The 22954-nt window shown below is 70.9% G+C and carries 16 protein-coding genes and 1 riboswitch; of the genes, 7 read left to right on the top strand and 9 right to left on the bottom strand.

Translation table 11 applies throughout. The annotated features are described in order from the left end of the window. The first annotated feature begins 104 nt into the window (after positions 1-104). Positions 105-1013 carry an aldo/keto reductase gene (locus ACIRR9_RS18340; protein ID WP_403752576.1) on the top strand — a complete coding sequence of 303 codons (909 nt, stop codon included), beginning with the start codon at positions 105-107 and terminating at the stop codon, positions 1011-1013. A gap of 191 nt (positions 1014-1204) precedes the next feature. Next, positions 1205-2251: a lytic polysaccharide monooxygenase auxiliary activity family 9 protein gene (locus ACIRR9_RS18335; protein ID WP_403752573.1), complete on the top strand. Its 1047-nt coding sequence runs from the start codon at positions 1205-1207 to the stop codon at positions 2249-2251. Positions 2252-2424: 173 nt separating this feature from the next. Here ACIRR9_RS18335 and ACIRR9_RS18330 read toward each other — a convergent pair whose 3' ends face one another. After that, the gene (locus ACIRR9_RS18330) at positions 2425-3147 is read right to left on the bottom strand and encodes a rhomboid-like protein (RefSeq protein WP_403752570.1); all 723 of its coding nucleotides are present in this window, start codon (positions 3145-3147) and stop codon (positions 2425-2427) included. Further along, positions 3147-3860, bottom strand: coding sequence for a hypothetical protein (locus ACIRR9_RS18325; RefSeq protein ID WP_403752567.1), 714 nt, complete (start codon positions 3858-3860; stop codon positions 3147-3149). Before ACIRR9_RS18325 ends, ACIRR9_RS18330 begins: the two co-directional genes overlap by 1 nt. 420 nt (positions 3861-4280) lie before the next feature. Then, a riboswitch (SAM riboswitch) is annotated at positions 4281-4394 on the top strand. 406 nt (positions 4395-4800) lie between these two features. On the opposite strand from ACIRR9_RS18325, the gene ACIRR9_RS18320 reads away from it, so the two are divergent. From ACIRR9_RS18320 to ACIRR9_RS18305, 4 genes are read left to right on the top strand one after another with little or no spacing between them, the layout of a single operon-like run. Continuing rightward, complete coding sequence (locus ACIRR9_RS18320) at positions 4801-6420, top strand: ABC transporter substrate-binding protein (protein ID WP_403752564.1); 1620 nt, start codon at positions 4801-4803, stop codon at positions 6418-6420. A 3-nt stretch (positions 6421-6423) separates the two neighbouring features. Continuing rightward, positions 6424-7383: an ABC transporter permease gene (locus ACIRR9_RS18315; RefSeq protein ID WP_403752561.1), complete on the top strand. Its 960-nt coding sequence runs from the start codon at positions 6424-6426 to the stop codon at positions 7381-7383. After that, positions 7380-8366 (top strand): ABC transporter permease, encoded by a 987-nt coding sequence (locus tag ACIRR9_RS18310; RefSeq protein ID WP_403752558.1) that lies wholly within the window; start codon positions 7380-7382, stop codon positions 8364-8366. The genes ACIRR9_RS18315 and ACIRR9_RS18310 overlap by 4 nt, the downstream gene beginning before the upstream one ends. Further along, on the top strand, positions 8348-10102 hold the full coding sequence (locus ACIRR9_RS18305; RefSeq protein ID WP_403752555.1) for a dipeptide ABC transporter ATP-binding protein: 1755 nt from the start codon (positions 8348-8350) through the stop codon (positions 10100-10102). Before ACIRR9_RS18310 ends, ACIRR9_RS18305 begins: the two co-directional genes overlap by 19 nt. Positions 10103-10123: 21 nt before the next feature. Here ACIRR9_RS18305 and ACIRR9_RS18300 read toward each other — a convergent pair whose 3' ends face one another. Next, a complete protein-coding gene (locus tag ACIRR9_RS18300; RefSeq protein ID WP_403752552.1) occupies positions 10124-11830 on the bottom strand; it encodes a serine/threonine-protein kinase in 1707 nt (568 codons plus the stop codon). Positions 11831-12050: 220 nt separating this feature from the next. Here ACIRR9_RS18300 and ACIRR9_RS18295 point away from each other — a divergent pair, with 220 nt between their 5' ends. Further along, positions 12051-12818 (top strand): hypothetical protein, encoded by a 768-nt coding sequence (locus ACIRR9_RS18295; RefSeq protein WP_403752549.1) that lies wholly within the window; start codon positions 12051-12053, stop codon positions 12816-12818. Here the strand turns inward: ACIRR9_RS18295 and ACIRR9_RS18290 are convergent. From ACIRR9_RS18290 to ACIRR9_RS18265, 6 genes are all read right to left on the bottom strand, one after another. After that, the gene (locus ACIRR9_RS18290; protein WP_403752546.1) at positions 12742-13188 is read right to left on the bottom strand and encodes a hypothetical protein; all 447 of its coding nucleotides are present in this window, start codon (positions 13186-13188) and stop codon (positions 12742-12744) included. The two genes, ACIRR9_RS18295 and ACIRR9_RS18290, sit on opposite strands and share 77 nt — an antisense overlap. 686 nt (positions 13189-13874) lie before the next feature. Further along, positions 13875-14912, bottom strand: a complete 1038-nt coding sequence (gene sbnA, locus ACIRR9_RS18285; RefSeq protein ID WP_403752543.1) for a 2,3-diaminopropionate biosynthesis protein SbnA — start codon at positions 14910-14912, stop codon at positions 13875-13877. 36 nt (positions 14913-14948) lie between these two features. Then, complete coding sequence (sbnB, locus tag ACIRR9_RS18280) at positions 14949-16019, bottom strand: 2,3-diaminopropionate biosynthesis protein SbnB (RefSeq protein ID WP_403752540.1); 1071 nt, start codon at positions 16017-16019, stop codon at positions 14949-14951. Beyond that, a complete protein-coding gene (locus ACIRR9_RS18275) occupies positions 16016-17020 on the bottom strand; it encodes a TauD/TfdA family dioxygenase (protein ID WP_403752537.1) in 1005 nt (334 codons plus the stop codon). The genes sbnB and ACIRR9_RS18275 overlap by 4 nt, the downstream gene beginning before the upstream one ends. Positions 17021-17061: 41 nt before the next feature. Then, positions 17062-20343 (bottom strand): amino acid adenylation domain-containing protein, encoded by a 3282-nt coding sequence (locus ACIRR9_RS18270; protein WP_403752534.1) that lies wholly within the window; start codon positions 20341-20343, stop codon positions 17062-17064. A 13-nt stretch (positions 20344-20356) separates the two neighbouring features. Beyond that, a complete protein-coding gene (locus ACIRR9_RS18265; RefSeq protein WP_403752531.1) occupies positions 20357-22921 on the bottom strand; it encodes a Pls/PosA family non-ribosomal peptide synthetase in 2565 nt (854 codons plus the stop codon). Between the last annotated feature and the right edge of the window lie 33 nt (positions 22922-22954).

Below are 22954 nucleotides of genomic sequence, written 5' to 3'. Positions count from 1 at the left end.
ACCGGCGGGCCCGGTTTGCGGCGCTCGCCCCACCGGGCGGCCCGAACCCGCCGCGCCCACCCGTCGGTTCCTCGTTTCCCGACCCGCAAGAGGAGAGCCATGTCATGAGCTCACAGACGAACACCACAGCAGCCGCCGGAACTTGGCGACTCGACGACCTGACCGTCAACCGTGTCGGGTTCGGCGCGATGTGCCTGACGGGCACCGCACCCTTCGACCGCGGTGTGCCGCGCGACCGCGAGCAGTCGATCGGCGTGCTCCGGCGGGCGGTCGAACTCGGCGTGAATCACATCGACACCGCCGCGTTCTACTTCTCCGCGACGCGCTCCGCCAACGAACTGGTCAACCGGGCACTGGCGCCGTACCCGGAGGACCTGGTCATCGCCACCAAGGTCTGGCCGGGCCGCGATCCCTCGGGCGCGTGGTGGTGGGCCGCTCCGGAGCAGCTGCGCGGCCAGGTCGAGGAGAACCTGCGCCAACTCGGCCGCGATCACCTGGATGTGGTGAATCTGCGGGTACCGCCGAGCCGACGGACCGGATCGATCAGCGAGCACTTCGGAGCGTTGGCCGAGCTGCGTGACGCCGGGCTGATCCGTCACCTCGGCGTCTCCAACGTCACGTGCCGGCAACTGGCCGAGGCCCGGGCCATCGCCCCGGTCGTCTGCGTGCAGAACCCGTACGGGATCGGTGCGGCGGGCGAGGACCGGGCACTTCTGCGGCTCTGTGGTGAACTCGGCCTCGCCTTCGTTCCCTTCTTCGCGATCGCCGGTGCCGGCCGCGAGGCGGGTCCGGCCGCCGGTGACAGCGAGGAGGTGTGCGCGGTCGCCCGTGCGCACGGTGCGTCCCCCGCGCAGGTCCGGCTGGCCTGGACCTTGCAGCAGGGACCGCATGTGCTGGCGATTCCGGGGACCGGCGATCCGGGCCACCTCGCGCAGAACATGGCGGCCGACGCGCTGCGGCTCTCGAAGGAGGAGCTGGCACGCCTGACCTCGCTGCGGACGGCCGCCGCGTGACGGGCCGTTGCCCGCCGGAGGAGCCCGTCGAGCCTGGCCGCGGTGACGGTGGTGGCACCGCGGCACCAACCCCGTCACTTGCAGAATGCATATGCGCAAATACAGTGAGTAGTGACATTTGAGTGGTTTCGTGGCGTCTTGCGACGCGGGTCGCGAGATCACTCGTTCTGTGCGACTGGAGGAGTACGCGGATGCAGCCCTACCCGGAAGACCTGCGTGCGGACGCGACCTACCGCGACGACGGTGACACCAAGCTCGAGGGTATTTCCCTCACCTGGCAGATCGGCCAGAACGCCCCCGACCAGGGCGAGACGCAGCCGCCCGACTGGAACAACGGCCAGCCGGCCTACCCGCACCACTACGAGGTCTGGCTGGACGGGCGGCCCGCGCAGACGGTGGACGTGTACTGGGCGACGTGGTACCCGCACTGGCAGGCGGCGAACCGGCACTGGGTGTGCCTCGGGGAGACTCCGGCCGGCCAGTACCGGGTGAAGATCCGGGCCCGGCACGCCGACGGCCCCTGGGGACCGTTCACGAACGAGGTCACCGTCGACACGTCCACCTCCCAGCCCTACAAGCAGTTCATCCCCCGACGTGCCGCGGAGAGTGCAGAGGGCGGCCGGGAGCGGCACGGGAGCCTGGAGTTCCCGGTCAGCCGGGCCATCCGGGCGATCCGCGACCAGGACGACGCGCGGATCTGCCAGGAAGCACGCCGGCTGAACACGTCCACCACCTGGCAGGAGGTGGTGCCTCCCGGCACGGTCGCCGATCCGCCGTGGAACGAGGAACGCGGCTACCTGGAGTACCGGAAGTTCTTCCAGGACGCCGATGTGGCCTCGGCGGCGAACCCGGCTTTCAAGGGCCTGGACCTGGCGGGCGGCGACGGCCACGGTGACTGGCCGATCAGCACGCTGCAAGCCGTCGACGGCCGGCACACCTTCACGTACAACTACCGGCAGAACCACATGGGCCCGAAGTGGACGCACCAGTGGTTCATCACCAAAGAGGGCTGGGACCCCGCTCAGCGCATCTCCTGGGACGTACTGGAGCCGACTCCCTTCATGGTCGAGCACCACGGCGGTGGCACTCACGGCGACCAGGAACTGCAGTACACCACCGAGGCGCTGGTGAACCGCCGGGGACGGCACGCGATCGTCAACATCTGGGGCGGCGGCGACGCCGGGCACGACTTCGTCGGCGAGTTCTTCGTCAGCGTCGCCGACGTCGACTTCCGCTGACCCCCGGTCGGCGCCCGTCCGGCGTGCGGCCGACGTGAACGGCCGGAGGCCTCCCGAGGAGGCAGCCCGGCCCCTCGTCGGCGTTCGCGGGCACACGCCGGCCGGGCGTCGGCTTCCGCGCACCCGGCATTCGCAGGGACGTCACGCACCCCGGCCGGTGTCCTCCCAGGCCGTCACAGCGACGGGCCGGGCGGAGGGACCATCCCCGCGGGCGTGGGGAGCCTGTGGCGCAGGGTTGTTGCGAGAGCGAAGCCGATGGCCGCGGCCAGAAGGTGGCCGATCGTGGTGAAGTCCGGCAGACCACGGCTGAAGTCGGCGCCGATGACGGGCCATGCCACCACCGCAGTGATCGCCGCGATCCGCCGCACCGACGTGAGGAACACCACGACTCCGGCCGCCAGGGCCGCCTCGGCGCCGTAGCTGATGCCGTAGTCCAGGGCGTCCCGGACGCCGGCCGGATACCAGCCGCGGACCACGGCGGCCACGATGAAGACGGCGGTCAGCGCGGTTGCCAGCACATGGCCGACGGCAAAGACGCCGAACGCCCGTAACGCGCCGTAGCGGCGTTCCAGGAGGGCCAGACAGACAGCTGTGCCGGCCCCCAACGTGATCAAAGTCCCCACGAAGTAAAGGGACTTCACTTGGGTCAGTGTCCCGTCGAAGAAGAGCGCGCTGCCCGCCAGGGCGAGGAACGGATGCCGGGGAAGATTGTCGACGTTGGTGCTCACCGTCTCCAGCAGGCGGCGGCGCGTGGGGGCCGAGGCCGTCACGAGCCAGGCGTGGGTGGCCAGCAGGACGGCCAGATAACCGGCCGTCACCGGGTTGCCGTGGACGTACTCCTCAAGGAAGCGGCGCACCGCGGTCGGCGTCTCGCCGAACCGCTCCCTGCCACGCATCACCCGGTCCGGCCCACGACGAGCTGATAGAAGATCGGCTCGCCGGTCGTCGTCACCCTGTGCTGGAACCGCGTTCGCTCCAGCACAGTGAGCCCTCCGCCGGCCACCAGCCGCTCGACGGCGGCTCCGAACCCGTCCGGATCCGATGCGTCCATCCACCGCTCGTCGATCGTGAAGGCCACGGGCGCGCCGGGCGACAGGACCTCGAGGGCGTTCTCGAGCTCCTGCGGTGTGGCGTGCGTACCTCCGAACGCGCCGGCCGACACCAGTCCCCCGAACGCGTAAGGGCGCAGGGACTCACCGAGTGCGTCGCCGAGCAGGAAGTCACCGACCACGTAGTCGGCGTAGACACCTGGCCGGTCGCGCAGACTCGCCCGGCGTGCCGCCGGCAGCGGGTCGACCCCGACGACCCGGCCGACGCCACCACGACGTACGAGTTCACCGACCAGGCCCGTGCCGGCGCCGATGTCGAGGACCGTCAGCGGGCCCGGCTCCAGGCCGAGGCGGGCGACCGCGCGCAGCAGGCCCTCCGCCGCGACCTGCGGTGATCTGCACTGCAGCCGTTCCTGGACGACATGTTCATAGAGGCCTGGCACGGCGTAGATCCGCGTGTACTCGTGCAGATGCACGATCTCGCGCTCGCTCAACGCGATGTACTCGCCGTCGGTCACCGGCGGGCCGAACAGCCGGACGTCCGCAAACATCTCTGCCATGGCCGCGAGACTATGCGCGCGTGTCCGTGCCCCGCCACCGGTGGCGGGGCGGCGAAGTCCGACGGTGGGATGCGGGCGGCGGACGGGTGGGCGATCGGCGTGCTGTCGCCCACATCGCCGTCAGCGGGTCACGGCCGGATGCCGGAGGGTCCCAGTACGCCGGCGTCGACGCGCAGCGACTCCAGCAGGGTGGCGGCGTTGATAAACCATCCACCGTCATATGTTTCCTTCCGAATCCCGCCGAAGGGCCGGGGCGGGCGACGGGTAGCTGCCCGCGACGAGACGGGGATCAGCGACAGGTCAGGTCGAACCGGCCGGCGTGGCGGCCCACTCGGAAGGGGTCGAGCGTCCGGTTCGTCGAACTGGGCCTGCGGGGGCTGGCATTGACGTACGACAAAACCGCTCCGTACCATCGCGACCGGCATTGAGTGTCAGCGTCAAGCCCTGGCTCGCTGACCGGCAACCCTCCCGCGCGGTGGGGTGCTCCAGGTGAAAGCCCGGCGGGATCACCGATGATCCCCGCAAGCGCGTGGCCCCGGTGGCGGGGCCGGAGACGGGGAGGGACCGGTATGCGGCACAGCGGTGACGTGGCTGCCTCCTTCGCCGGCGCCATGCCGTTCTCCCGGCTCTCCCGCCGACGCCACATCGATCTCAAGCGCTCGACGAGCTGTCTCTGTCGCGCGATCACCTGTCGCTGACGAGCCCGCCTGCCGTCGGCTGACGACGACGGACCGACCGGCCACCGTGTCGGCCGACCCGGTTCGGCCTTCCCTGCCGACCGGCCTTCGTCGACCGACCGCATAAGGCACCACCCACCCCCTCGAAGGCCCCTGGGCCCGCACGCCCATGCACGCCCATGCACGGCCGTGCACGGCCGTGCCGCGCTCCCCCGACGCCCGGCACCCGGTGCCTGGTGACACGAGTAGGAGAAAGCCCTCCCGTGACTGCACTTCCGATTCTCAGACCATCCCGTCGGGCGCCGCTGGCCGCCCTGTTGACCACCAGTGTTCTGCTGACCGCCTGCGGGTCGGGCGACGGCGGTTCCGGCAGCGGCAGCGGCCGGCCGAAGTCCGGCGGCACGCTGACCTTCGCGGTGGGCTCCGACGCCGGCTGCGTGGATCCGCAGCAGGTCGGCAGCAACGACACCATCTACTCGGTCCGCCAGATCGTGGACTCCCTCACCGACCAGGACCCCGCGACCGGCAAGATCGTGCCGTGGCTGGCCAAGAGCTGGGACATCAACTCCGACGCCACCCGGTTCACGTTCCACCTCCGCTCGGGCGTCACCTTCAGCGACGGGTCCGAGCTGACCGCGCAGGTGGTGAAGGACAACTTCGACGCGGTACCGAAGCTCGGCGCCCTCGGCACCCTTGCCGAGGGCTACCTCAGCGGCGTCCAGAGCACCACCGTGATCGACCCGCTCACCGTCAAGGTGACCTTCAAGCAGCCCAACGCCCAGTTCCTGCAAGCGACTTCGACCCACACGCTGGGCATCGAGTCGTCCGCGAGCGTGCGGAAGACCCCGCAGCAGAAGTGCAGTGACGGGATCGTCGGGTCCGGGCCGTTCGTGCTGAAGCAGTATGTGCAGAACCAGTCGATCACCCTCGCCAGGCGGACCGGGTACGCCTGGGGATCCGCGCTGTGGTCCAAGAAGGGCGAGGCCTACCTGGACAAGCTGGTGTTCAAGGTGGTGCCGGAGGCGGGCGTGCGGGCCGGCAGCCTCCAGTCCGGACAGGTCGACGCGATCAGCAGCGTCGGCAAGGCCAACGAGGCCGCACTCAAGGGTGGTCAGGTCGCTCTCCAGCGTCGGGCCAACCCCGGTGTGGTGTTCGGCCTGGGTCTCAACAACGCACGGCCCCTGCTGAAGGACGCCAGGGTGCGGCAGGCGATCCAGGTCGCCGTCGACCGCAGCCAGATCGCCGACACCGTCTTCCCGACCGGCACCCGGCCGGCCACCAGCGTGCTGGCACACACCACTCCGGACTACACCGACCTCTCCTCGGACCTGTCCACCGACACGGCCAAGGCGAAGTCCCTGCTGGAACAAGCCGGTTGGCAGACGGGCGGTGACGGCATCCGCACCAAGGACGGCAAGAGGCTGAGCCTGACCATCACCTGGTTCCCCAACTCGGCCACCAACCAGCCCGCCCTGGAACTGGTCCAGCAGCAACTGAAGGCCGTCGGGATCGACGTGGTGCTCAAGCAGCTCCAGGTGACCCAGTTCGCGACGACGCTCCAGTCCGGTGACTTCGACGTGGTGTGGGGGAACGTGACCCGCTCCGACCCGGACATCCTGCGCAGCTCGTTCTCCACCCGGCTGGGCAACTTCTACCACCTGCCGGCCAGTTCGCTGGACACGGCGCTGTCCGGGCAGGCCGCGGCCACCGACACCGCGAAGCGCGGGAAACTGGTGGCCGAGGCGCAGCGACTGCTCGTGCGGAACGCGTACTACGTGCCGGTCGTGGAGCTGCAGACCCAGCTCGGCGTATCGAAGAAGGTGCACGACCTCGCGTTCGACTCGGGCAGCCGCGTCCAGCTGCACGACACCTGGATCGGCTAGCGCATGCGCCGCTATGTGATCAAGCGCCTGGCGCAGGCGGTCGGGGTGCTGTGGGCGGCCTACACGGTGTCGTTCCTGGTGCTGGACTTCCTGCCCGGTGACCCGGTCACCGCGATGGCCGGCGCCGGAATGGACTCGGGGCAGGTCGACCCGGCCCAACTCGCCGCGCTGCGTCACGAGTACGGCTTCGACAAGCCGGTGCCGGCGCAGTACGCCGAGTATCTCGGACGGGCGGTGCGCGGGGACTTCGGCGACGCGGTCTCCAGTGGCCGCCCGGTCACCTCCGTCATCGGCGACGCGCTGCCGCAGACGCTCCAGCTGACGGGGGCCGCGCTGCTGCTCGCGGTGGTGCTCGGGGGCGGTCTCGCCATGGTGGCGACGTACACTTCACGGCGGTGGCTGCGGCAGTTGCTGCTGTCGCTGCCCCCGCTGGGGGTGTCGGTCCCCACGTTCTGGGTGGGGCTGCTGCTCGTCGAGACGTTCTCCTTCCGGCTGCGCTGGTTCCCGGCGTTCGGCAACGACGGGCTGCGGGGCCTGGTGCTGCCGGCGCTGACCCTGGCCGTCCCGACCGGCGCACTGGTGGCCCAGGTGCTGGCCAAGAGCCTGCTCACGGCACTGGACCAGGCCTATGTGGAGACCGTGCGGGCCAAGGGCGCCGGTCGCCGGCGGGTGCATCTGCGGCACGCGCTGCGCAACGCGTCGCTGCCCGCGCTGACCGTCGTCGGTCTGCTGGTCGGGCAGCTCATCGCCGGTTCGGTGGTCGTGGAGACGGTGTTCTCCCGCGACGGCCTCGGCCGGGTGACCGCGGCGGCGGTCACCGCTCAGGACATCCCGCTGGTCCAGGGGGTGGTGGTGTTCGGTGCGCTGATCTTCGTGGCGACGAACCTGATCGTCGACCTCGTCTATCCGCTGCTGGATCCGCGCATCGTGGTGGCCTCGGACCGGAGGGCGAGCTTCGCATGAGCCAGAGCCTTGTCGACGGCACAGACGACACAGACGAAACAAACAACGCAGACAACGCAGACGGGACGGCTGACGTGGCCGACGCGGCGGAGGCCGCCCTCGGCCTCGCCCGGACGCCGCTGGCGGGACCCGCATCCGGACCGGGCCGCCGTGCCGACATACGAAGGGCGCTGCGGTTCCTGGTGCGCCGCCCCGGGCTGCTGCTGTCGGTCGCGGTCGTGGTGCTGGTGGTGCTGGCGTCGTTCCGGCCGGACCTGTTCACCTCCCGGGACCCGTTGAAGGGTGTGCCGTCCCAGAACTTCCGCGGCCCGAGCGGGGGTCACTGGTTCGGCACCGACGAACTGGGCCGTGACGTGTTCTCCCGGGTCGTCCACGGCGCCCAACTGTCCCTGAAGGCCACGCTGATCGCGGTTCTGGTGGCGTTCGTGGTGGGCGGACTGCTCGGTGTGGTCGCCGGGTTCGTGGGCCGCTGGGTGGACGACGTGCTGATGCGCTTCGTCGACGTCCTGCTGTCCATCCCCGCGCTGTTCCTGTCGCTGGCCCTGGTCACCGCGCTCGGGTACGGGACGGTGAAGGTGGCGGTCGCGGTCGGCATCGCCAGCGTCGCCTCCTTCGCCCGGGTGGCGCGCGCCGAGGTGCTGCGGGTGCGGCAGGCGGTGTTCGTGGAGGCGTCCCGCTCCTGCGGGGCCCGCTGGTACTCGGTGCTGGGCCGGCATGTCCTGCCCAACGCCGCCGGCCCGGTCGTCGTCCTGGCCACCCTGGACTTCGGTTCCTCGATCCTGGCGGTGTCGGCGCTGAGCTTCCTCGGCTACGGAGCGCCGCCGCCCGCCCCGGAGTGGGGCACGTTGATCTCCGACGGCCGCAACTACCTGGCGAACGCCTGGTGGCTGACCGCGCTGCCCGGTCTGGCGATCGCCTCGACCGTACTGGCCACCAACCGGATCGCGCGGGCGCTGGACGGCGAATGGTCCCGGCAGCGATGAGCGACGCACACGAGAACGGTGAGGACATGACCACACCACTGCTGGAAATCCGCGGTCTGTCCGTGTCGTACCGCACCCGGGCCGGCTCCGTACCGGCTGTGCGGGGCGTGGATCTGGACGTATGGCCGGGGCAGGTGACCGCCGTGGTCGGCGAGTCCGGATCCGGCAAGAGCACCACCGCGCACGCCGTCACCCGGCTGCTGGCCGCGAACGGCACCATCGACGCGGGCACGGTCCGCTTCGGCCGGCACGATCTGACCAGCCTGTCGGAGGCCGAGCTGCGGACCGTGCGCGGCGCGCGGATCGGGCTGGTCCCCCAGGATCCGACGGTCTCGCTCAACCCGGTCAAGCGGATCGGCGAACAGGTCGCCGAGGTGCTGCGCATCCATGGGCTGGCGACCCGGCGTTCGGCGGCGGCCGAGGCGGTCGAGGTGCTGAACCGGGCCGGGCTGCCCGACGCGGCGGTCCGGGCCCGGCAGTATCCGCACGAACTCTCCGGCGGCATGCGGCAGCGGGTGCTGATCGCCGTCGCCATCGCCGCCGGACCCGAGCTGATCATCGCCGACGAACCGACCAGCGCGCTCGACGTCACCGTGCAGCGCGTCATCCTCGACCATCTCCAGCACCTCGCCGAGGAGTCGGGCACCGCGATCCTGCTGGTCACCCATGACCTCGGGGTGGCCGCCGACCGGTCCCGGCGCCTGGTGGTCATGGCGCAGGGCAGGGTCGTGGAGGCGGGCGAGACCCGGACCGTGCTGGCCGACCCGCGGCACGAGTACACCCGGCGCCTGCTGGCCGCCGCACCCGGTACGAGCACGGCGGTGCCCCGCACCCCGGCGCCCGCCGCGCCCTCCACGCCCGCATCACCCGCATCACCCGCATCACCCGCATCACCCGCATCACCCGCGGACGCGACCCCAGCGACCCCCCTGGTCGAAGCCCGCAACCTGGTCAAGGAGTTCCGGCTGCCCCGCATCGGCGGCGAGTCCCGAACCCTGCGCGCGGTGGACGACGTCAGCCTCACCCTCCACCGCGGCCGGACCCTCGCCCTGGTCGGCGAGTCGGGCTCGGGCAAGTCCACCACCGCCCGCCTGGTGCTCAGGTTGACCGACGCCACCTCCGGGCAGGTCCGGTTCGACGGTGCCGACGTCACCACCGCCAAGGGCGCCCGGGCCCGGGAGCTGCGCCGCCGGGCCCAGTTGGTCTACCAGAACCCGTACGCCTCCCTGGATCCGCGCTTCTCCATCGGCGACGTCATCACCGAGCCGCTGCATGCCTTCAGGGTCGGCGACCGCGCCTCCCGCCTCGCCCGGGCCCGCGAACTCCTGGACCGAGTGGCTCTGTCCGCCACCGTTCTGGAGCGCCGCCCGGCCGAGCTGTCGGGCGGTCAGCGCCAGCGGGTGGCCATCGCGCGGGCCCTCGCCCTCTCGCCCGACCTGGTGGTGTGCGACGAGCCGGTCTCCGCGCTCGATGTCTCCGTCCAGGCCCAAGTCCTGGATCTGTTGGCCGAGTTGCAGGCCGACACCGGCGTGGCCTATCTGTTCATCTCCCATGACCTGGCCGTCGTACGCCAGATCGCGCACCAGGTGGCGGTGATGCGCGCCGGGCGCGTGGTCGAGACGGGCCCGCCCGAGGACCTGTTCACCGAGCCCCGCCACGAGTACACCCGCGAGCTGCTCGCGGCGATCCCCGGCGGCCGTGTCCCTTCCTTCACGGCCGCGGTCACCACGAGCTGAGGACCGGCGTGCTCCGAGCTGTCAGCGCGTCGGCAGCTCGGACGCGGTGAACCGTTCGAAACCCGCGTGGAAGGCCGTGCCCTGTGGGTCGGTCGCGCTGTAGTGGAAGGCGGCCACACCACAGCCCCGGGCGTCGAAGGCGGCTCCGGTGTACGAGGCGACCTTGTTGCCGTCGACGGCGAGTTCCACCTCGATCCGGCCCTCACCGGCCGGGGAACAGGTCATCGACATGTCGACCTGCTGCCGGCTCTCCACCTGTAGGCCCAGGTCAGCGAGGTCGACCTCGACGACCCGGTCGTGCTGGAAGACCCCCTTGTACCGGAACTCGCGCACGATCAGGGCTTCCTGACCTGTCGTCAGATAGGTCGCCCAGCGGGAGCCCTTCCAGTAGTCCCCCGAGCCGTTGCACCACAGCCCGACCCCGCCCTCGCCCCCGTACCACTCCGTCCGGGTGCTCAGTTGCACGGCGAACGAGGACGGCTCGAAGGGCGCCTGCGGCCACACCTCCAGCTCGGTCCTGGGATCCACCAGCATGGTTCCGCCCTTGTGCGTGATCTTCGCCAAGGCCGGGTCCTTGTGGAGCCAGTCGCCCGAATCGGTCAAGTCATCGGTGTACGACAGGGGTTGGGAGCTCCCGGGGGTCGCGGGCGAGGACACGGAAGCCGAGCCATGGGTCCGCGGGCCGCCACCGGCCGCCGGTCCCCCCGGGGTGGTGCTGAGCACGACGGCAAGCAGGACCGCCACCGCGGCGCTGCCGACCGCGAACCCCCACAACCGCAGCTGCCTGGCGCTCGTGGCGGGGGCGGAACCGGGGTCGCCACCACCGGTCCCACGTTCGGACGCCAACGGTAACGGTTGCGGCTGCAACTGCGGCTGTGGCTGCGCTTGCGACTGCGGCTGTGGCTGCGACTGCGGTGCATCCGGCTCCGTCTGCGCGCCCTCCGTGGTCTCCGCGAGCCGGGCGACGAGCTGAGCGGCGGTGGGACGTTCGGCCGGGTCCTTGCGCAGACAGTCGGCGATGACCGAACGGACCGGCTCCGGCACCGCCGTGAGATCCGCGTCGCGCGTGCACACGGCGACGAGCACTTCGTAGTCGCTCTCCCCCTCGAAGGGGTGTCGGCCCGTGGCGGCGAAGTACAGCGTGCCGCCGAGCGAGAACACGTCGGAGGCGGCGGTGACATGGAGCGACTGGACCTGCTCGGGCGACATGTAGGCGGGCGAGCCGAGCACACTGCCCGGTGTGGTGAGCGCCGACTCCAGCAACCGGTCGTCGCGGGCGATACCGAAGTCGATGATCCGCGGTCCGTCCGGGGAGAGCAGGATGTTGGACGGTTTGATGTCACGGTGCACCACACTCACGCGGTGCACCTGTGCCAACGCGTGCGCGACGGTCAGCGCCATGGACTGGAGCCGCCCGGCGGGCAGCGGGCCGTTGGCGGCCACGTGCTGGTGGATCGTGGGCCCCGGGACGAACTCGCTGACGATGTACGGGCGTCTCCCGGCCAGGTCGGCGTCGAGGACCCGTGCCGTGGCCAGTTCTCCGACCCGGCTCGCCGCGCCGAACTCCCGGCGCACCCGGGCGAGGGCGACCTCGTCGTACTCCTTGCCCGGCAGCAGGAACTTCACCACGACCTGCTGCCCCGCCCGGTCCCGGGCGAGCCAGACCACGCCCTGCCCGCCCCGGCCGAGTTCGCGCTCGCAGACGTACCCGTCCACCGACAACCGCATCCGCGGATCCATGCCCCGCCCCCAGTTTGCCCCGGTTCATGGCTGCCTTTCAGGGTATCGGCTTCCCGGTGCCGCGACAGGCCCCTCGGCCGGGTATCCCGCACCGCACCGGTACCGTCGGGGGACCGCAACGCACGCTCCCTGAGTACGCCTACTCATGCCCGCCCGTCCCTGGCCGAGGACGATGGGCTGAGCCGGCGTACGGACAGGAGACGGGGGCATGGGGAGATTTCTGGGAGCGGTGGCAGCCGTCGTGGCCGCGGCCGCGGCACTGGTCTTCGCATATGTGGCAGGGGCACCGCCCGCTGTGGTGTTCGGCGTCGGGGCGGGGGTGCTGAGCCTGCTGTGGCTGCTGCTCCTGCTCACGCTGCCCTGGAACCTGTACTTCCGTGCGCACGCCGTGCTCGCGGAGATCGCGGTCAGCCGTGAGAAGGGCATGCAGGTCTCCGCCGCCCGGGATGCCGAGGCCGCGCGTATCGCCCGCACGATGCTCCGGGCGGCGGTCGCGGGTCACGTCCTCACCACGGCGGTCGTCCTCGCGGTCACCTGGGCGACGGGCGAGTTCACGGGTTACTGGTTCGCCGCGTTCTTCCTGCTGAGCACCTTCTTCCGGCCGGCCGGCGCGTACTTCGGCCAGCTCCGGCGGCGCCTGGGCACCCTCCTGAAGGACGTCACATATCCGCGGGACGACGTCGTCGAGCTGCACGCCCGGCTGAACCGTGCCGAGGCCGGGACACGGGTCCTGGAGGAGAAGGCGGAGGAACAGTACCGGGCCCTCGCCGAACTGCGCCGTGCCGTGGACGCGCTGGCCATGAGCACCTACGAACGGGCCGAGGGGGCGGACCGCCGGATCGCCGCGCTGGGCAGGGAGTTCGAGTCCACGGTGAACCGTCTCACCGACAACCAGGAGATCATCGCGGGCGTGAAGGCGTTCCTGCGTCTGCTGCACTCCGCCGACGCGGCCGGCGGCGCCCCGGCCTCCGGGTGACCGGTGTCCCGCCGGTCGGCTGCGGTGTGCGCAGCAGGCGTAGGCCGGCGAGGCTCTGGAGTGTCAGCGCGGCGGCGGCCGCGGCGGTGACGGCGAACCCGCCGCGCGACCCGAGCGAGTCGACCGCCGAGCCGGAGAGCGCCGCGGCGACGGCCGAGCCCGCCGCGCTCGCGGAGCCGAGCCAGGAGAACGCCTGGGTCAGGACGGACTGGTGGACGACTGACTCGGTGAGTACGGAGAAGAGCGCCAGCAGGGGCGGGACGTTGGCTCCGGTCAGTACGACGGCCGCTCCGAGACCGAGGGGCGAGCCGACCGTGAGCAGCAACAGCGTGCCGAGCGTCAGCGCACCGGTCGCCGCCAGTAGGTGCACCGGCGGTGCAGCCTGCCAGGAGGGCGTCGCAGGCGCCCACCGTGACCAGGGACACCAGGACGGCCACCGCGACGGCGTGGCCGAGCAGTGCGGGCGGCAGCACGCGGGTCTGCCCGAACCGGTCCACGAGCCGGGCCAGTTGTGGTGCCGCGAGCGCCTCGGACACCGCGAACGCGCCGCCGACCAGGCCGGCCGTGGCGAAGGTGCCGGTGCGGTTGTGCACGAGCCAGACGATGCCGAGGCCGGTCATCGCGACGCCGACGCGTCCGAACGATGCCGGCAGGAAGAAGGCCGCGGCGTCCGGGGTGCGCAGCAGGGAACGGTAGTTCGCCGAGGGCACGGCGAGTCCTTTTCGCTGCCCGGCGGGACGGCCCCACCTGGGTCGGTCGTCGGTGCCCGGAAGTACCGACCCGTGGTCGCCGCCTGGAACCGTCCGGTGGTGGCGCGGAGAGGGGACACGCGCCCCGCGCCGACTCCGTCACCTGGCAGAGGTTCTGATGTGCTGTCGATGGCTGTGAATCGCGGACATTCTCGCCGCCGGGGCCGATGCTGTCCACCAGCCGTTCGGACGGGGACGGATGAGGAAGGGGGCCGCCTGGCAAGCCCGCTCGGGTAAGGGTGGCCCGCCCCTCGGGTGCCGCCGTGCGGGCGGTTCCGAGGGGCTCTCCTGCGGTGTGGCCGTGGGGTCAGGGGCTGCGTCTGCGGACCGGTGCGCGTGACGAGGCCGACTTGGCCTCCCGGGGCAGGGGCTTCGGCCGTACGCTCTCCTCGGTGTCGAGCACCTGGTCGCCGTACAGGTCCTGCAGCCAGTTGGTCTGGTAGATGGTGTCGAGGTAGCGCTCGCCGAGGTCCGGTGCGATGGCCACCGCGGTGATGTCGCGGGTGCCGTGCCGGGACAGCCAGTCCGTCGCGCCGCTGACCACCGTGCCGGTGGAGCCGCCGAACAGGAAGCCGTGTCTGGCCAGTCGGTGACACATCCGGATGGTGTCCGTCTCCTCCACCCGTATCACCTCGTCCACGAAGGACTCGTCGAGCAGGGGCGGGCGCATGCTCATCCCTAGCCCGGGGATCATCCGGCGGCCCGGCTCGCCGCCGAACGCCACCGAGCCGACGGCGTCCACGGCGACGATCCGTACCGGCCGGTGGTACTCGCGGAAGTAGCGTGCGCACCCCATCAGGGTCCCGGTGGTGCCGGCCCCGACGAACAGGACGTCCAGGTCGGGGAAGCGCCGGGTGATCTCGGGGGCGGTCGTACGGTAGTGGGCCAGCCAGTTGCCGGCGTTGGTGTACTGGCTGAGCCAGACGTACCGGTCGTCGGAGGCGCACAGGTTGCGGACGTACTCGATGCGGGTGCCGAGGAACCCGCCGTTGGAGTCCTGGTCGGCCACGATGTGCACCTCGCTGCCGAGTGCCTCCATCAGGAGTCTGGTCGACAGGTTGCACCGGGAGTCCGTCACACACAGAAACCGGTAACCCTTGCTCGCGGCGATCATGCTGAGCGCGACGCCCAGGTTTCCGGACGAGGACTCGACGAGGACGGAATCCGCGGTCAGGATTCCGTCCCGCTCGGCGCTCTCCACCATCTCGTTCGCGGCCTTCAACTTGATGGAGCCGGCGAAGTTGAAGGCCTCGCACTTGAGATAGAGCGGGTATCCGCAGATCGACTTGAGGTCGACGAAGAGGTCGCCCTCGTTGAAGGCGTGGGGAGCGGATATGACGGGCACGGCGGGCCTCCTGGTGCCAGGCCGAGGACGACGGTCTCAGCCGTACCGGCGCAGTTCGTGGAAGAAGTCATCGATGAGACGCAGGTCTCCAGCCCGGGACACCTCGTCGTAGACGTACTTGCCGACGGCGAGGTCCAGGACGCCGAGCCCGAAGGGCGAGAAGATCACCGGGCGGTCGGCGGGCGGCGCGGCCCGTCCGGCCATGACGTCCCCGAGGGTTCCGTTCAGGAAGTCCCGGTTGCCGGTGAGCTGTTCGACCAGATGGGGCGACGTGTCGGCCTTCAGGCAGTGCTCGACATCGTCGACGAAGTTGGCCGAGCCCAGCAGGACCTCGGGGGCGAGGTCGCGCAGGGACACGTGCAGGACCAGTGGGTTGTGGGTGAACAACGCCGGGTCGGTGACGTGCGGTTGGCCGGCGATGGTGGCGAAGACCACGAGGTCGCTGGCGCGGATGAGGTCCTCGGCACTGTCGTGGACGGTGATCCGGGCGGTGGTGCCGGACTGCCGCAGGTAGCCCTGGTAGCCGGCGGCGCTGTCGGCGGACAGGTCGTGCACGCCGATCTCGTCGAAGTCCCAGCCGGTGCCGGCCAGGAAGGTGTGGATGTAGCGGGCGATCAGGCCGGTGCCGAAGAACCCGACCCGGGTGGGGCGGGACCGGCCGCGGCTGAGCCAGTCGGCGGCGAGTGCCGCGGACGCGGCCGTCCTGGTGGCGCTGATGATCGAGCTCTCCAGGCAGGCGAACGGGTAGCCGGTCTCCTGGTCGTTGAGGATGAGCACCGCGGAGGCCCGCGGCAGCCCTGCGCTCACGTTCTCCGGAAAACTGGAGACCCACTTCAGGCCGTCCACCTGGACCTGCCCGCCGAGCGAGGCCGGCAGCGCGATGATCCGCGAGGTGGGGCGGTCGGTGAAGCGCAGGAAGTACGACGGCGGGTTGACCGAGTCTCCGGCGTCGTGCACCCGGTAGACGGTCTCGACCAGCTCCTTGAGCTGTTTCTCGCGCCCGCTCAGGGCCCGCTGCACCTGCTCTCCGGTGATCACCGCGAAGGAAGGTGCGGAGCCCCGCCCGGGCGTGGCCGACCGGGCGGCCGACGGCAGTACATCGGTCATCGCTCGCTCGCCTCCGTCGCCGGGCAGTCGTCGGCCGGCCGCACCGGCTCGCCCATGCCGACCAGCACCTGCCGCTCTCCGGTGAACACCTCTCTGCTGTGCGCGGTGCGGATGTTGTCCACCAGCAGCAGGTCACCGGCCTGCCAGGGCTCGCGCCGGGTGTGTGCCTCGTAGGTGGAGTTGATCAGCTGGACGATGTCCTCGCCGATCGGGGTGCCGTCGCCGTGGCGGGTGTTGAACGGCAGTCCGTCCGCGCCGTAGACGTCCACGAGGTATTCGCGCACCTCGGGGGCGAGCGTCCACTCGTTGAGGAAGGCGATCTGGTTGAACCAGCAGCGGCGGCCCGTGACCGGGTGCCGGACGACGGCGCTGCGGCGCTGCTCGGTGCGCAGCGAACCGTCGGGCTGCCAGGTGACGTCGATGGCGTTGGCCCGGCAATAGCGCTCGATCTGGGCGCGGTCTGCGGTGCCGAACGACTCCGTCAGGCTCGCCCCGATCTCGTCGTTGTAGGTGCGGGTCAGGATCCAGCCGTCCCGCTCGAACCGTTCGGTGAGCCCGCCGGGCAGCGCCTGCAGCACCTCCTCGGCGTCGGCGACCGCCGTGGCCCCGCCCTGTCCGGGTGCGGTCAGGCAGGCGAACAGCATCAGGCCGGGCACCTCGAGCCGGTAGCTCAGCTCGTGGTGCATGCACATCGGCTGGTTGGCCGGCCAGGGTGTGGAGGCGTAGAGCCCGGGACCGTGGGCCTCGCGGGGGGCGAAGGCCTCCAGCTCGGGCATGAGTTCACCGGCCAGCCGGGCGAGGACGGCACCGGCCGGGCCGATGTCCCGCAGCCCCAGGCCGCGGACGACCAGGGCTCCGTGCTCCGTGACGTGCGCGCGCAGCGCCTCACGGTGTTCGGTGGCCCATCGTGGGGCGTCGTCGGGTGGATCGACGCGCAGCAGGGCCGGTTTGTCCGGCCGCAGCTCCACGTCGAGTGGTGATGCCAGGGATGAGAACGGCATCTCGGGTTCCTTTCGGTCGACCGTCCGGTGTGCGACGGTGCTCAGGAGGAGGCGAGTGGTACGACGGTGCGCAGGACGGCCCGCGCCGCCTCGGCCGGACGGGTGCGCAGGAAGTGGTGGCCGCCGTCGGCGAGTTCGTGGAGTTCGACGTGGTCGGCCAGGAGCAGCCAGTCCCGGTGGTGCCGGGCGTGGCCGGCGGTGTGCGGGTCGTCGTCGGCGACGACCACCGTGACCGGCGCGGACAGCTTCACCGGGGGTGGGGCTGTCAGGGCCTCGTGGAAGTAGCGGTGCGCCGAGACGCAGTCGTGCCGGTAGGCGGCGGCTATGTGTCCGGCGTGCCGTGTGTTCAGTTCCGCGAGTTCGGTGTGGCCGCCGTCCGCGGCCAGCCGCGCGGCCAGCTCGGCGTCGCTGCGGCTCGTCAGTTCGGAGACTGCGGTGTGCCGCTCGGTGGCGGTGCCGAGCAGTTGTGCGCCGAGGAAGACCCGTGTCACCGCGACTCCCCGCTGCTGGAGCCTGCGGGCCGTCTCGACGGCGGGGGCGGTGCCTGAGGAGTGGCCCCAGAGCATGACCCGGGTGAGGCCGCGCGCCGTGATCTCGGCGGCGACCTGTTCGGCCACCTGGTCGATCGATGCGAAGGGTTCCGGGGGTGCGGCCAGGTTGTGGCCGGGCGGGTCCACGGCGAGGACCGCCAGGCCGCTGTCCGCCAGCGCGGTCGCCATCGGCAGGTAGTTGACGGCGTTGCCGCCGGCGTACGGGAAGCACACCAGGGCGCACTCCGGTGTGCCGCTCCCGCCCGACAGGGTCAGCAGCAGCTCCGGGCGCCGCCGGGCCGTACCGGCGCCGCCGACGCCACCACCGCCGTTGCCGCCGCCGTGGTCGAGCAGTGCGGCCAGGTCGGCGAGGACCGGGTGCCGGGTGATGTCCTTCAGGGACACCGCGCGGTCCAGCGCGAGGCTGAGCTTGACCGCGGTCAGGGAGGTGCCCCCGGAGTCGAAGAAGTGGTCGGTGCGGCCGATCTGCCGCTCGGGCACCCCGAGCAGCTCGGCCCAGGCCGCGGCGAGCCGCCGCTCGGCCGGGTTGAGTTCGTCCCCGGATTCCCGCTGCGGGGCCGATTCCTCGGCGAGTGCGGTCAGGGCCTTCCGGTCGATCTTGCCGTTGGCGGTCAGTAGAAGGCTGTCCTGCCGGTGGAAGGCCGAGGGGACCATGTAGGCGGGCAGCACCGCGCCGAGCGCCTCGCGCAGTGCCTCGGGCCGCTGCTGTCCACCGGCGTAGAAGGCGATCAACCGCTTGGCGCCGCCGGGACGTTCGGCCACGACCACCGCGCCGTCCCGTACTCCGTCGACCCGCAGCAGGGAGTTCTCGATCTCGCCGATCTCGATACGGAAGCCGCGGATCTTGACCTGGCTGTCACGGCGGCCGAGGAACTCCAGCTTGCCGTCCGGGTGCCAGCGCCCCCAGTCCCCGCCCAGGTAGAGCCGTTCCCCGGGCCGGTACGGGTCCGTCCGGTACGCCTCCCGGGTGCGATCGGGGTCGTTGACGTACCCCCGGCCGACGCAGACACCGGAGAAGGCGATCAGCCCGGGGGCGCCCAGCGGCACCAGCGACAGCTGTTCGTCCACGACGTACACGCGCACGTTGTTGACGGGCCGGCCGAGCAGCACCCGGTCGGGCACCTCCCGCAGGACCTCGTGGTTGGTGTCGTCCGAGGTCTCCGTCAGCCCGTAGGCGTTGAGCAGCCCGATGCCCGGCTGGACCGCGAACCAGCGCTGGACCAGCTCCCGTTTCAGCGCCTCGCCGGTCACCGACACGCACCGCAGGTCGGGCAGCGGGCGCGGGCGCTGCTCCAGGTAGGTGACCACGACCTCCAGATAGGAAGGGACCACCTGGGCCACACCGACCCGGCCGTGCTCCAGGGTGTCCACGAACCGTTCGACGTCCGTGATCACGTCCTGCTCGACCAGCAGGGTCCGGCCGCCGACCAGCAGCGGGGCGATGAGCTGCCACAGCGAGATGTCGAAGCACTGCGGGGCCGTCTGCGCCACCACGGACCCCTCGCCGATCGCGAGGTCGTCGATCTTGGCGTGGAGATGGTTGAGCATGCCCGCGTGCTCGCACATCGCGCCCTTCGGCTCGCCGGTGGAGCCGGAGGTGAAGTAGACGTAGGCGAGTTGGCCGGGGTCGACCCGGACGCCGGGGCTGTCGTCGGCGTGCGATTCGGCGTAGGCCGTGTCGATCCGGAGCTTCTGGACGTCCGGCAGGGCGGCCAGCGCCCGGTCGAGGGCGTCGGTGCTGCCGGACTCGGTGAGGACCAGCCGGCAACCCGCTCGCGCGAGCGTCGCCTGGATACGGCCGGCCGGGAAGTGCGGCTCGATCGGCAGGTAGACGCCACCCGCCTTGAACACCGCCAGGACCGCGGCCGGCCAGTCGAGGTTGCGCTCGGTGACGACGGCGACGACGTCCTCCCGGCGCAGGCCCCTGGCCAGCAGGGCTCGCGCCAGCCTGTTGGCGCGCCGGTCGAGTTCGCCGTACGTCCACTCCCGCCCGGCGTGTACGGCGGCCACGGCTTCCGGATGGGCGCGCGCCCGCTGCTCGAACAGTTCGTGTGCCCGCGCGTCCGGCAAGGTCCGGTGCGGCCCGGCCAGGCCTTCCAGCTGCTCCTGTTCCTCCTCGGCCGAGAGCAGGCTCCCCCGGGTGTGGTCGGCGTCCGGATCCGCCGTCATCTTCCGTAGTGCGGTGAGGTGGTAGCCGCCGATGCGGGCCGCGGCCGTGGCGTCCAGTACGTCCGTGCGGTGGCGCAGGCGCAGGGTCAGCCGCCCGTCGTGGTCGGACCAGCGCACCTGCAGAACGCCGTCGTCGGTGGGGGGCTCGGCGGCTCCGAGGGGCCCGCACACGATCTCGTACGACGGCTCGGTCAGCCCCAGCTCCCGCCGCAGCTTCTCCACCGGGAAGTCCCGGTGCGCCAGCACCTCCGCCTCGGCGTGCCGGGCGGCCGACAGCAGGGCCTGCCAGGAGCCCGGGGGGACGGCCGGCCGGCACGGCAGCGGCTCGCCGCGCGTACCGGTGGCGTACCCCGTGACCACGTCGGGCTCTCCGGAGAGCACGGCCAGCACCTTGATGTGCGCGGCCAGCATCAGCGTGTCGGCGGGCAGTCCCTGACGCCCGGCCAGGTCACGCACCGTCCGCGTCACGTCGTCCGGCACCGGTATCTCGTGTTCGGCCGTCCCCGGAACAGGTTCCCGGACCCACCGGGGCACGGTGGTGACACCGCCGGCGGTCAGTACCCGGCTCCAGAACTCCCGGTCCGCTTCCATGCGCGTTCCCATCGAATGGCCTTCCTCAACTCAAGGTCGCCGAAGCGGCGTCGGCTGCTGACGTTGCCCTGCCGGGGCCGGTGGACCCGCTGCCGGACTCCGGCATCTCCACCGCGGGATTGCCGCCCCACTGTGCGTTCGGCGGGACTTCCTCGCCCTTCATGAGGAACGAGTCGGGTGCCAGCACCGAGCCGTCGCCCATGGTCACGCCGTAGTGCACATGGGCGGCGATGCCCAGCGTGCAGCCGGCTCCGAGCGTGGTGCCGTCGGACTTGAAGGTGCCGTCCTCCTGCGAGTGGCACTGGAGCTTGCTGCCGGCGTTGAGGGTGCAGTCGTCGCCGATGGTGGAGAGTGTCCGCTCGGTCAGATAGCAGCCGTCGTCGAACACCCGGCGGCCGATGCGCACGCCCAACAGCCGCCAGACCAGGCTCTTGTAGGGGGTTCCGTTGAAGATGTTGAGGTAGTGGTCCGGTACCTTCCACACCCGTTCGTGCCACCAGAAGTACGGGTCGTAGATGGAGCACAGCCGGGGGCGCAGCGCGCGGAACGAGGTGAGGCAGCGCTCCACCAGGATGAAGTACAGGGTGGTGAACGCGAGCGTGAAGGCCAGGTATCCGCCGATCACCACTTGTCCGAGCGCTCCGTACAGGTCCACGGAGGCGAGGCCGAACAGGGTGAGCGCGAAGGTGTGCAGCCAGCGCACGAGCAGCATGAGCACCATGGAGCGGAGGTTGTAGCGGTTCTTCGCGGCGAGCCGTTGGTGGAGTGTGTCGCCCGTCCTGAGGTGGTCGAAGCGCGCGTCGCGTTCCACCGAGCGGGGGATCTCGAAGCACGGTGAGCCGAGGAGGCCCACGCCTTCCCGGATCTCGCCGTCGAGGGGGATCATCACCTTCGTCGCGAGCAGGCAGTTGTCACCGGTCCTGCCGCCCGCCGGGTAGGCGATGTTGTTGCCGAGGAAGTTGTGCGGGCCGATCGACACCTTGGATGCCCGGAAGGACGTGCTGGAGTAGTCGGCGTTGACGACGGACAGGCCGTCGGCCACCATCGTGCCGCTGCCGACGGAGACCAACAGGGGTGTCTCGTGCTGGACTTCGGTGCCGAAGTTCGACCCGGTCTGCTCGACCCGTGACAGGTCGTAGCCGATGCCGCGGAGGTAGTACACGATGTAGGAGCTGTCGCCGAAGAGCCAGGCGAAGAACTTGACGTTCGTCATGCGGGCCGTGGTCCGGTGCAGCGCGTAGTGGAATCCGTAGAGCGGATACACCTTGTCGGGTCTGATGACCAGGCCCACCAGGCGCGGGAGGGTGCACAGGGCCGCCAGGCCCAGGACGAGGAACCCGAAGAACAGCACCAGGGAGAGCAGCAGCGCGTCGGGCACGAGTGCCGACCGGCTCAGTGCGGCGGTCTCGGGGTTCAGTCGCTTGCCGATCGAGGGGACCTCGGTGAACAGCATGTACATTCCGCCGACGAGCAGCGGTATGTAAAGGAGGAAGAGCTGTACCAGCGTGCCGAGGGCGAACCAGGCCCGGCGGAGGGTGCCGCACCGGGCGGGTGCGACCCTGAGGTAGTCGGTGGGTGTGGGTTCCGCCGGGGACCCGTGCCAGTGCGCGCCGTCCGGGACGCTCTGGCCGCGGTGCAGGGCGGAGGAGTGGCCTAGCTGGGCTCGGTCGCCCATGGCCGTGTCGATGTCCAGGACGGTCTTCTCGCCGATGTAGACATCCGCGCCGATGGTGATCCGGCCGGTCTGGATGTGTCCCGCACAGGCGCGGTAGCCCAGGAAGAAGGAGTCCTTGCGGATCACCGTGCCGGCGCCGATCGTCAGCAGGTCGGTGCAGACCGGGACGGAGTGGGAGAGGATCGTGACCCCCTTCCCGACCCGGGCGCCGAGGGCCCGCAGATACAGCACGTACAGCGGGGTGCCGATGAGGAGGATCATCGGGTTCGCGTGGAGCAGCACCTTGACGAGCCAGAAGCGCAGGTATCTCAGGCTCCAGACGGGGAACTCACCGGGTCGCCAGCGGCCGACGAGAACCCATTTGGCCACGACCGGGAACGCGCACAGCGCCACGAACGCGATGCCTCCGAACAGCAGCGACCGCAGATAGACGTCGGCCAGGCCCTTGCCGGTGGCGATCCACTCGTAGCCCATGGCGGTGGCGAAGCCGGAGACGAGGGAGTAGCCGAGGAAGACCAGCAACTGGAGCGTTCCGCACAGGAGATGGCTCCACCGGTTCCCGGGCGGCGGCGGGGTCGGCGCCGGGGCGTCGACCGGTTCGGCGGGAACGGGTACGACCTCCCCGAGCGCCGTCGCCAGGCTGTGGATCGTGGGGTGCCGGTAGATGTCCCTCATCGACGGGGACGGCAGGTCCGGCCGCTTGCGAATTCGGGCGCAGAACTGGGCCATGACCAGTGAGTTGGCGCCGAGGTCGGTGAAGAAGTGGCTGTCGGCGGGAACGCGTTCGGCACCCAGGAGATCGGCCAGTGTCTGCGCGAGCTCCCGCTCGGTGTCCGCTCCGTCGGGGCCGGTGTCGCTCATGGCGACGACAGATGCGTCCGGCGCCGACGCGACCTCGGAGGACTGCTCCACCATGCGATCTCCTGGAGAACGTGGATGTTCCTGATC

It is taken from the genome of Streptomyces sp. NPDC101234, assembly GCF_044767525.1.
GTDB lineage: Bacteria > Actinomycetota > Actinomycetes > Streptomycetales > Streptomycetaceae > Streptomyces > Streptomyces sasae.
This window is presented reverse-complemented; position numbering and strand designations above follow the sequence as displayed.

Bases quoted from the DNA above. Each gene is read 5' to 3' on its own strand.
- ACIRR9_RS18340 (WP_403752576.1), top strand. From the start codon at position 105: ATGAGCTCACAGACGAACACCACAGCAGCCGCCGGAACTTGGCGACTC.
- ACIRR9_RS18335 (WP_403752573.1), top strand. From the start codon at position 1,205: ATGCAGCCCTACCCGGAAGACCTGCGTGCGGACGCGACCTACCGCGAC.
- ACIRR9_RS18330 (WP_403752570.1), bottom strand. From the start codon at position 3,147: ATGCGTGGCAGGGAGCGGTTCGGCGAGACGCCGACCGCGGTGCGCCGC.
- ACIRR9_RS18325 (WP_403752567.1), bottom strand. From the start codon at position 3,860: ATGGCAGAGATGTTTGCGGACGTCCGGCTGTTCGGCCCGCCGGTGACC.
- ACIRR9_RS18315 (WP_403752561.1), top strand. From the start codon at position 6,424: ATGCGCCGCTATGTGATCAAGCGCCTGGCGCAGGCGGTCGGGGTGCTG.
- ACIRR9_RS18310 (WP_403752558.1), top strand. From the start codon at position 7,380: ATGAGCCAGAGCCTTGTCGACGGCACAGACGACACAGACGAAACAAAC.
- ACIRR9_RS18305 (WP_403752555.1), top strand. From the start codon at position 8,348: ATGGTCCCGGCAGCGATGAGCGACGCACACGAGAACGGTGAGGACATG.
- ACIRR9_RS18300 (WP_403752552.1), bottom strand. From the start codon at position 11,830: ATGCGGTTGTCGGTGGACGGGTACGTCTGCGAGCGCGAACTCGGCCGG.
- ACIRR9_RS18295 (WP_403752549.1), top strand. From the start codon at position 12,051: ATGGGGAGATTTCTGGGAGCGGTGGCAGCCGTCGTGGCCGCGGCCGCG.
- sbnB (WP_403752540.1), bottom strand. From the start codon at position 16,019: ATGACCGATGTACTGCCGTCGGCCGCCCGGTCGGCCACGCCCGGGCGG.
- ACIRR9_RS18275 (WP_403752537.1), bottom strand. From the start codon at position 17,020: ATGCCGTTCTCATCCCTGGCATCACCACTCGACGTGGAGCTGCGGCCG.
- ACIRR9_RS18270 (WP_403752534.1), bottom strand. From the start codon at position 20,343: ATGGGAACGCGCATGGAAGCGGACCGGGAGTTCTGGAGCCGGGTACTG.
- ACIRR9_RS18265 (WP_403752531.1), bottom strand. From the start codon at position 22,921: ATGGTGGAGCAGTCCTCCGAGGTCGCGTCGGCGCCGGACGCATCTGTC.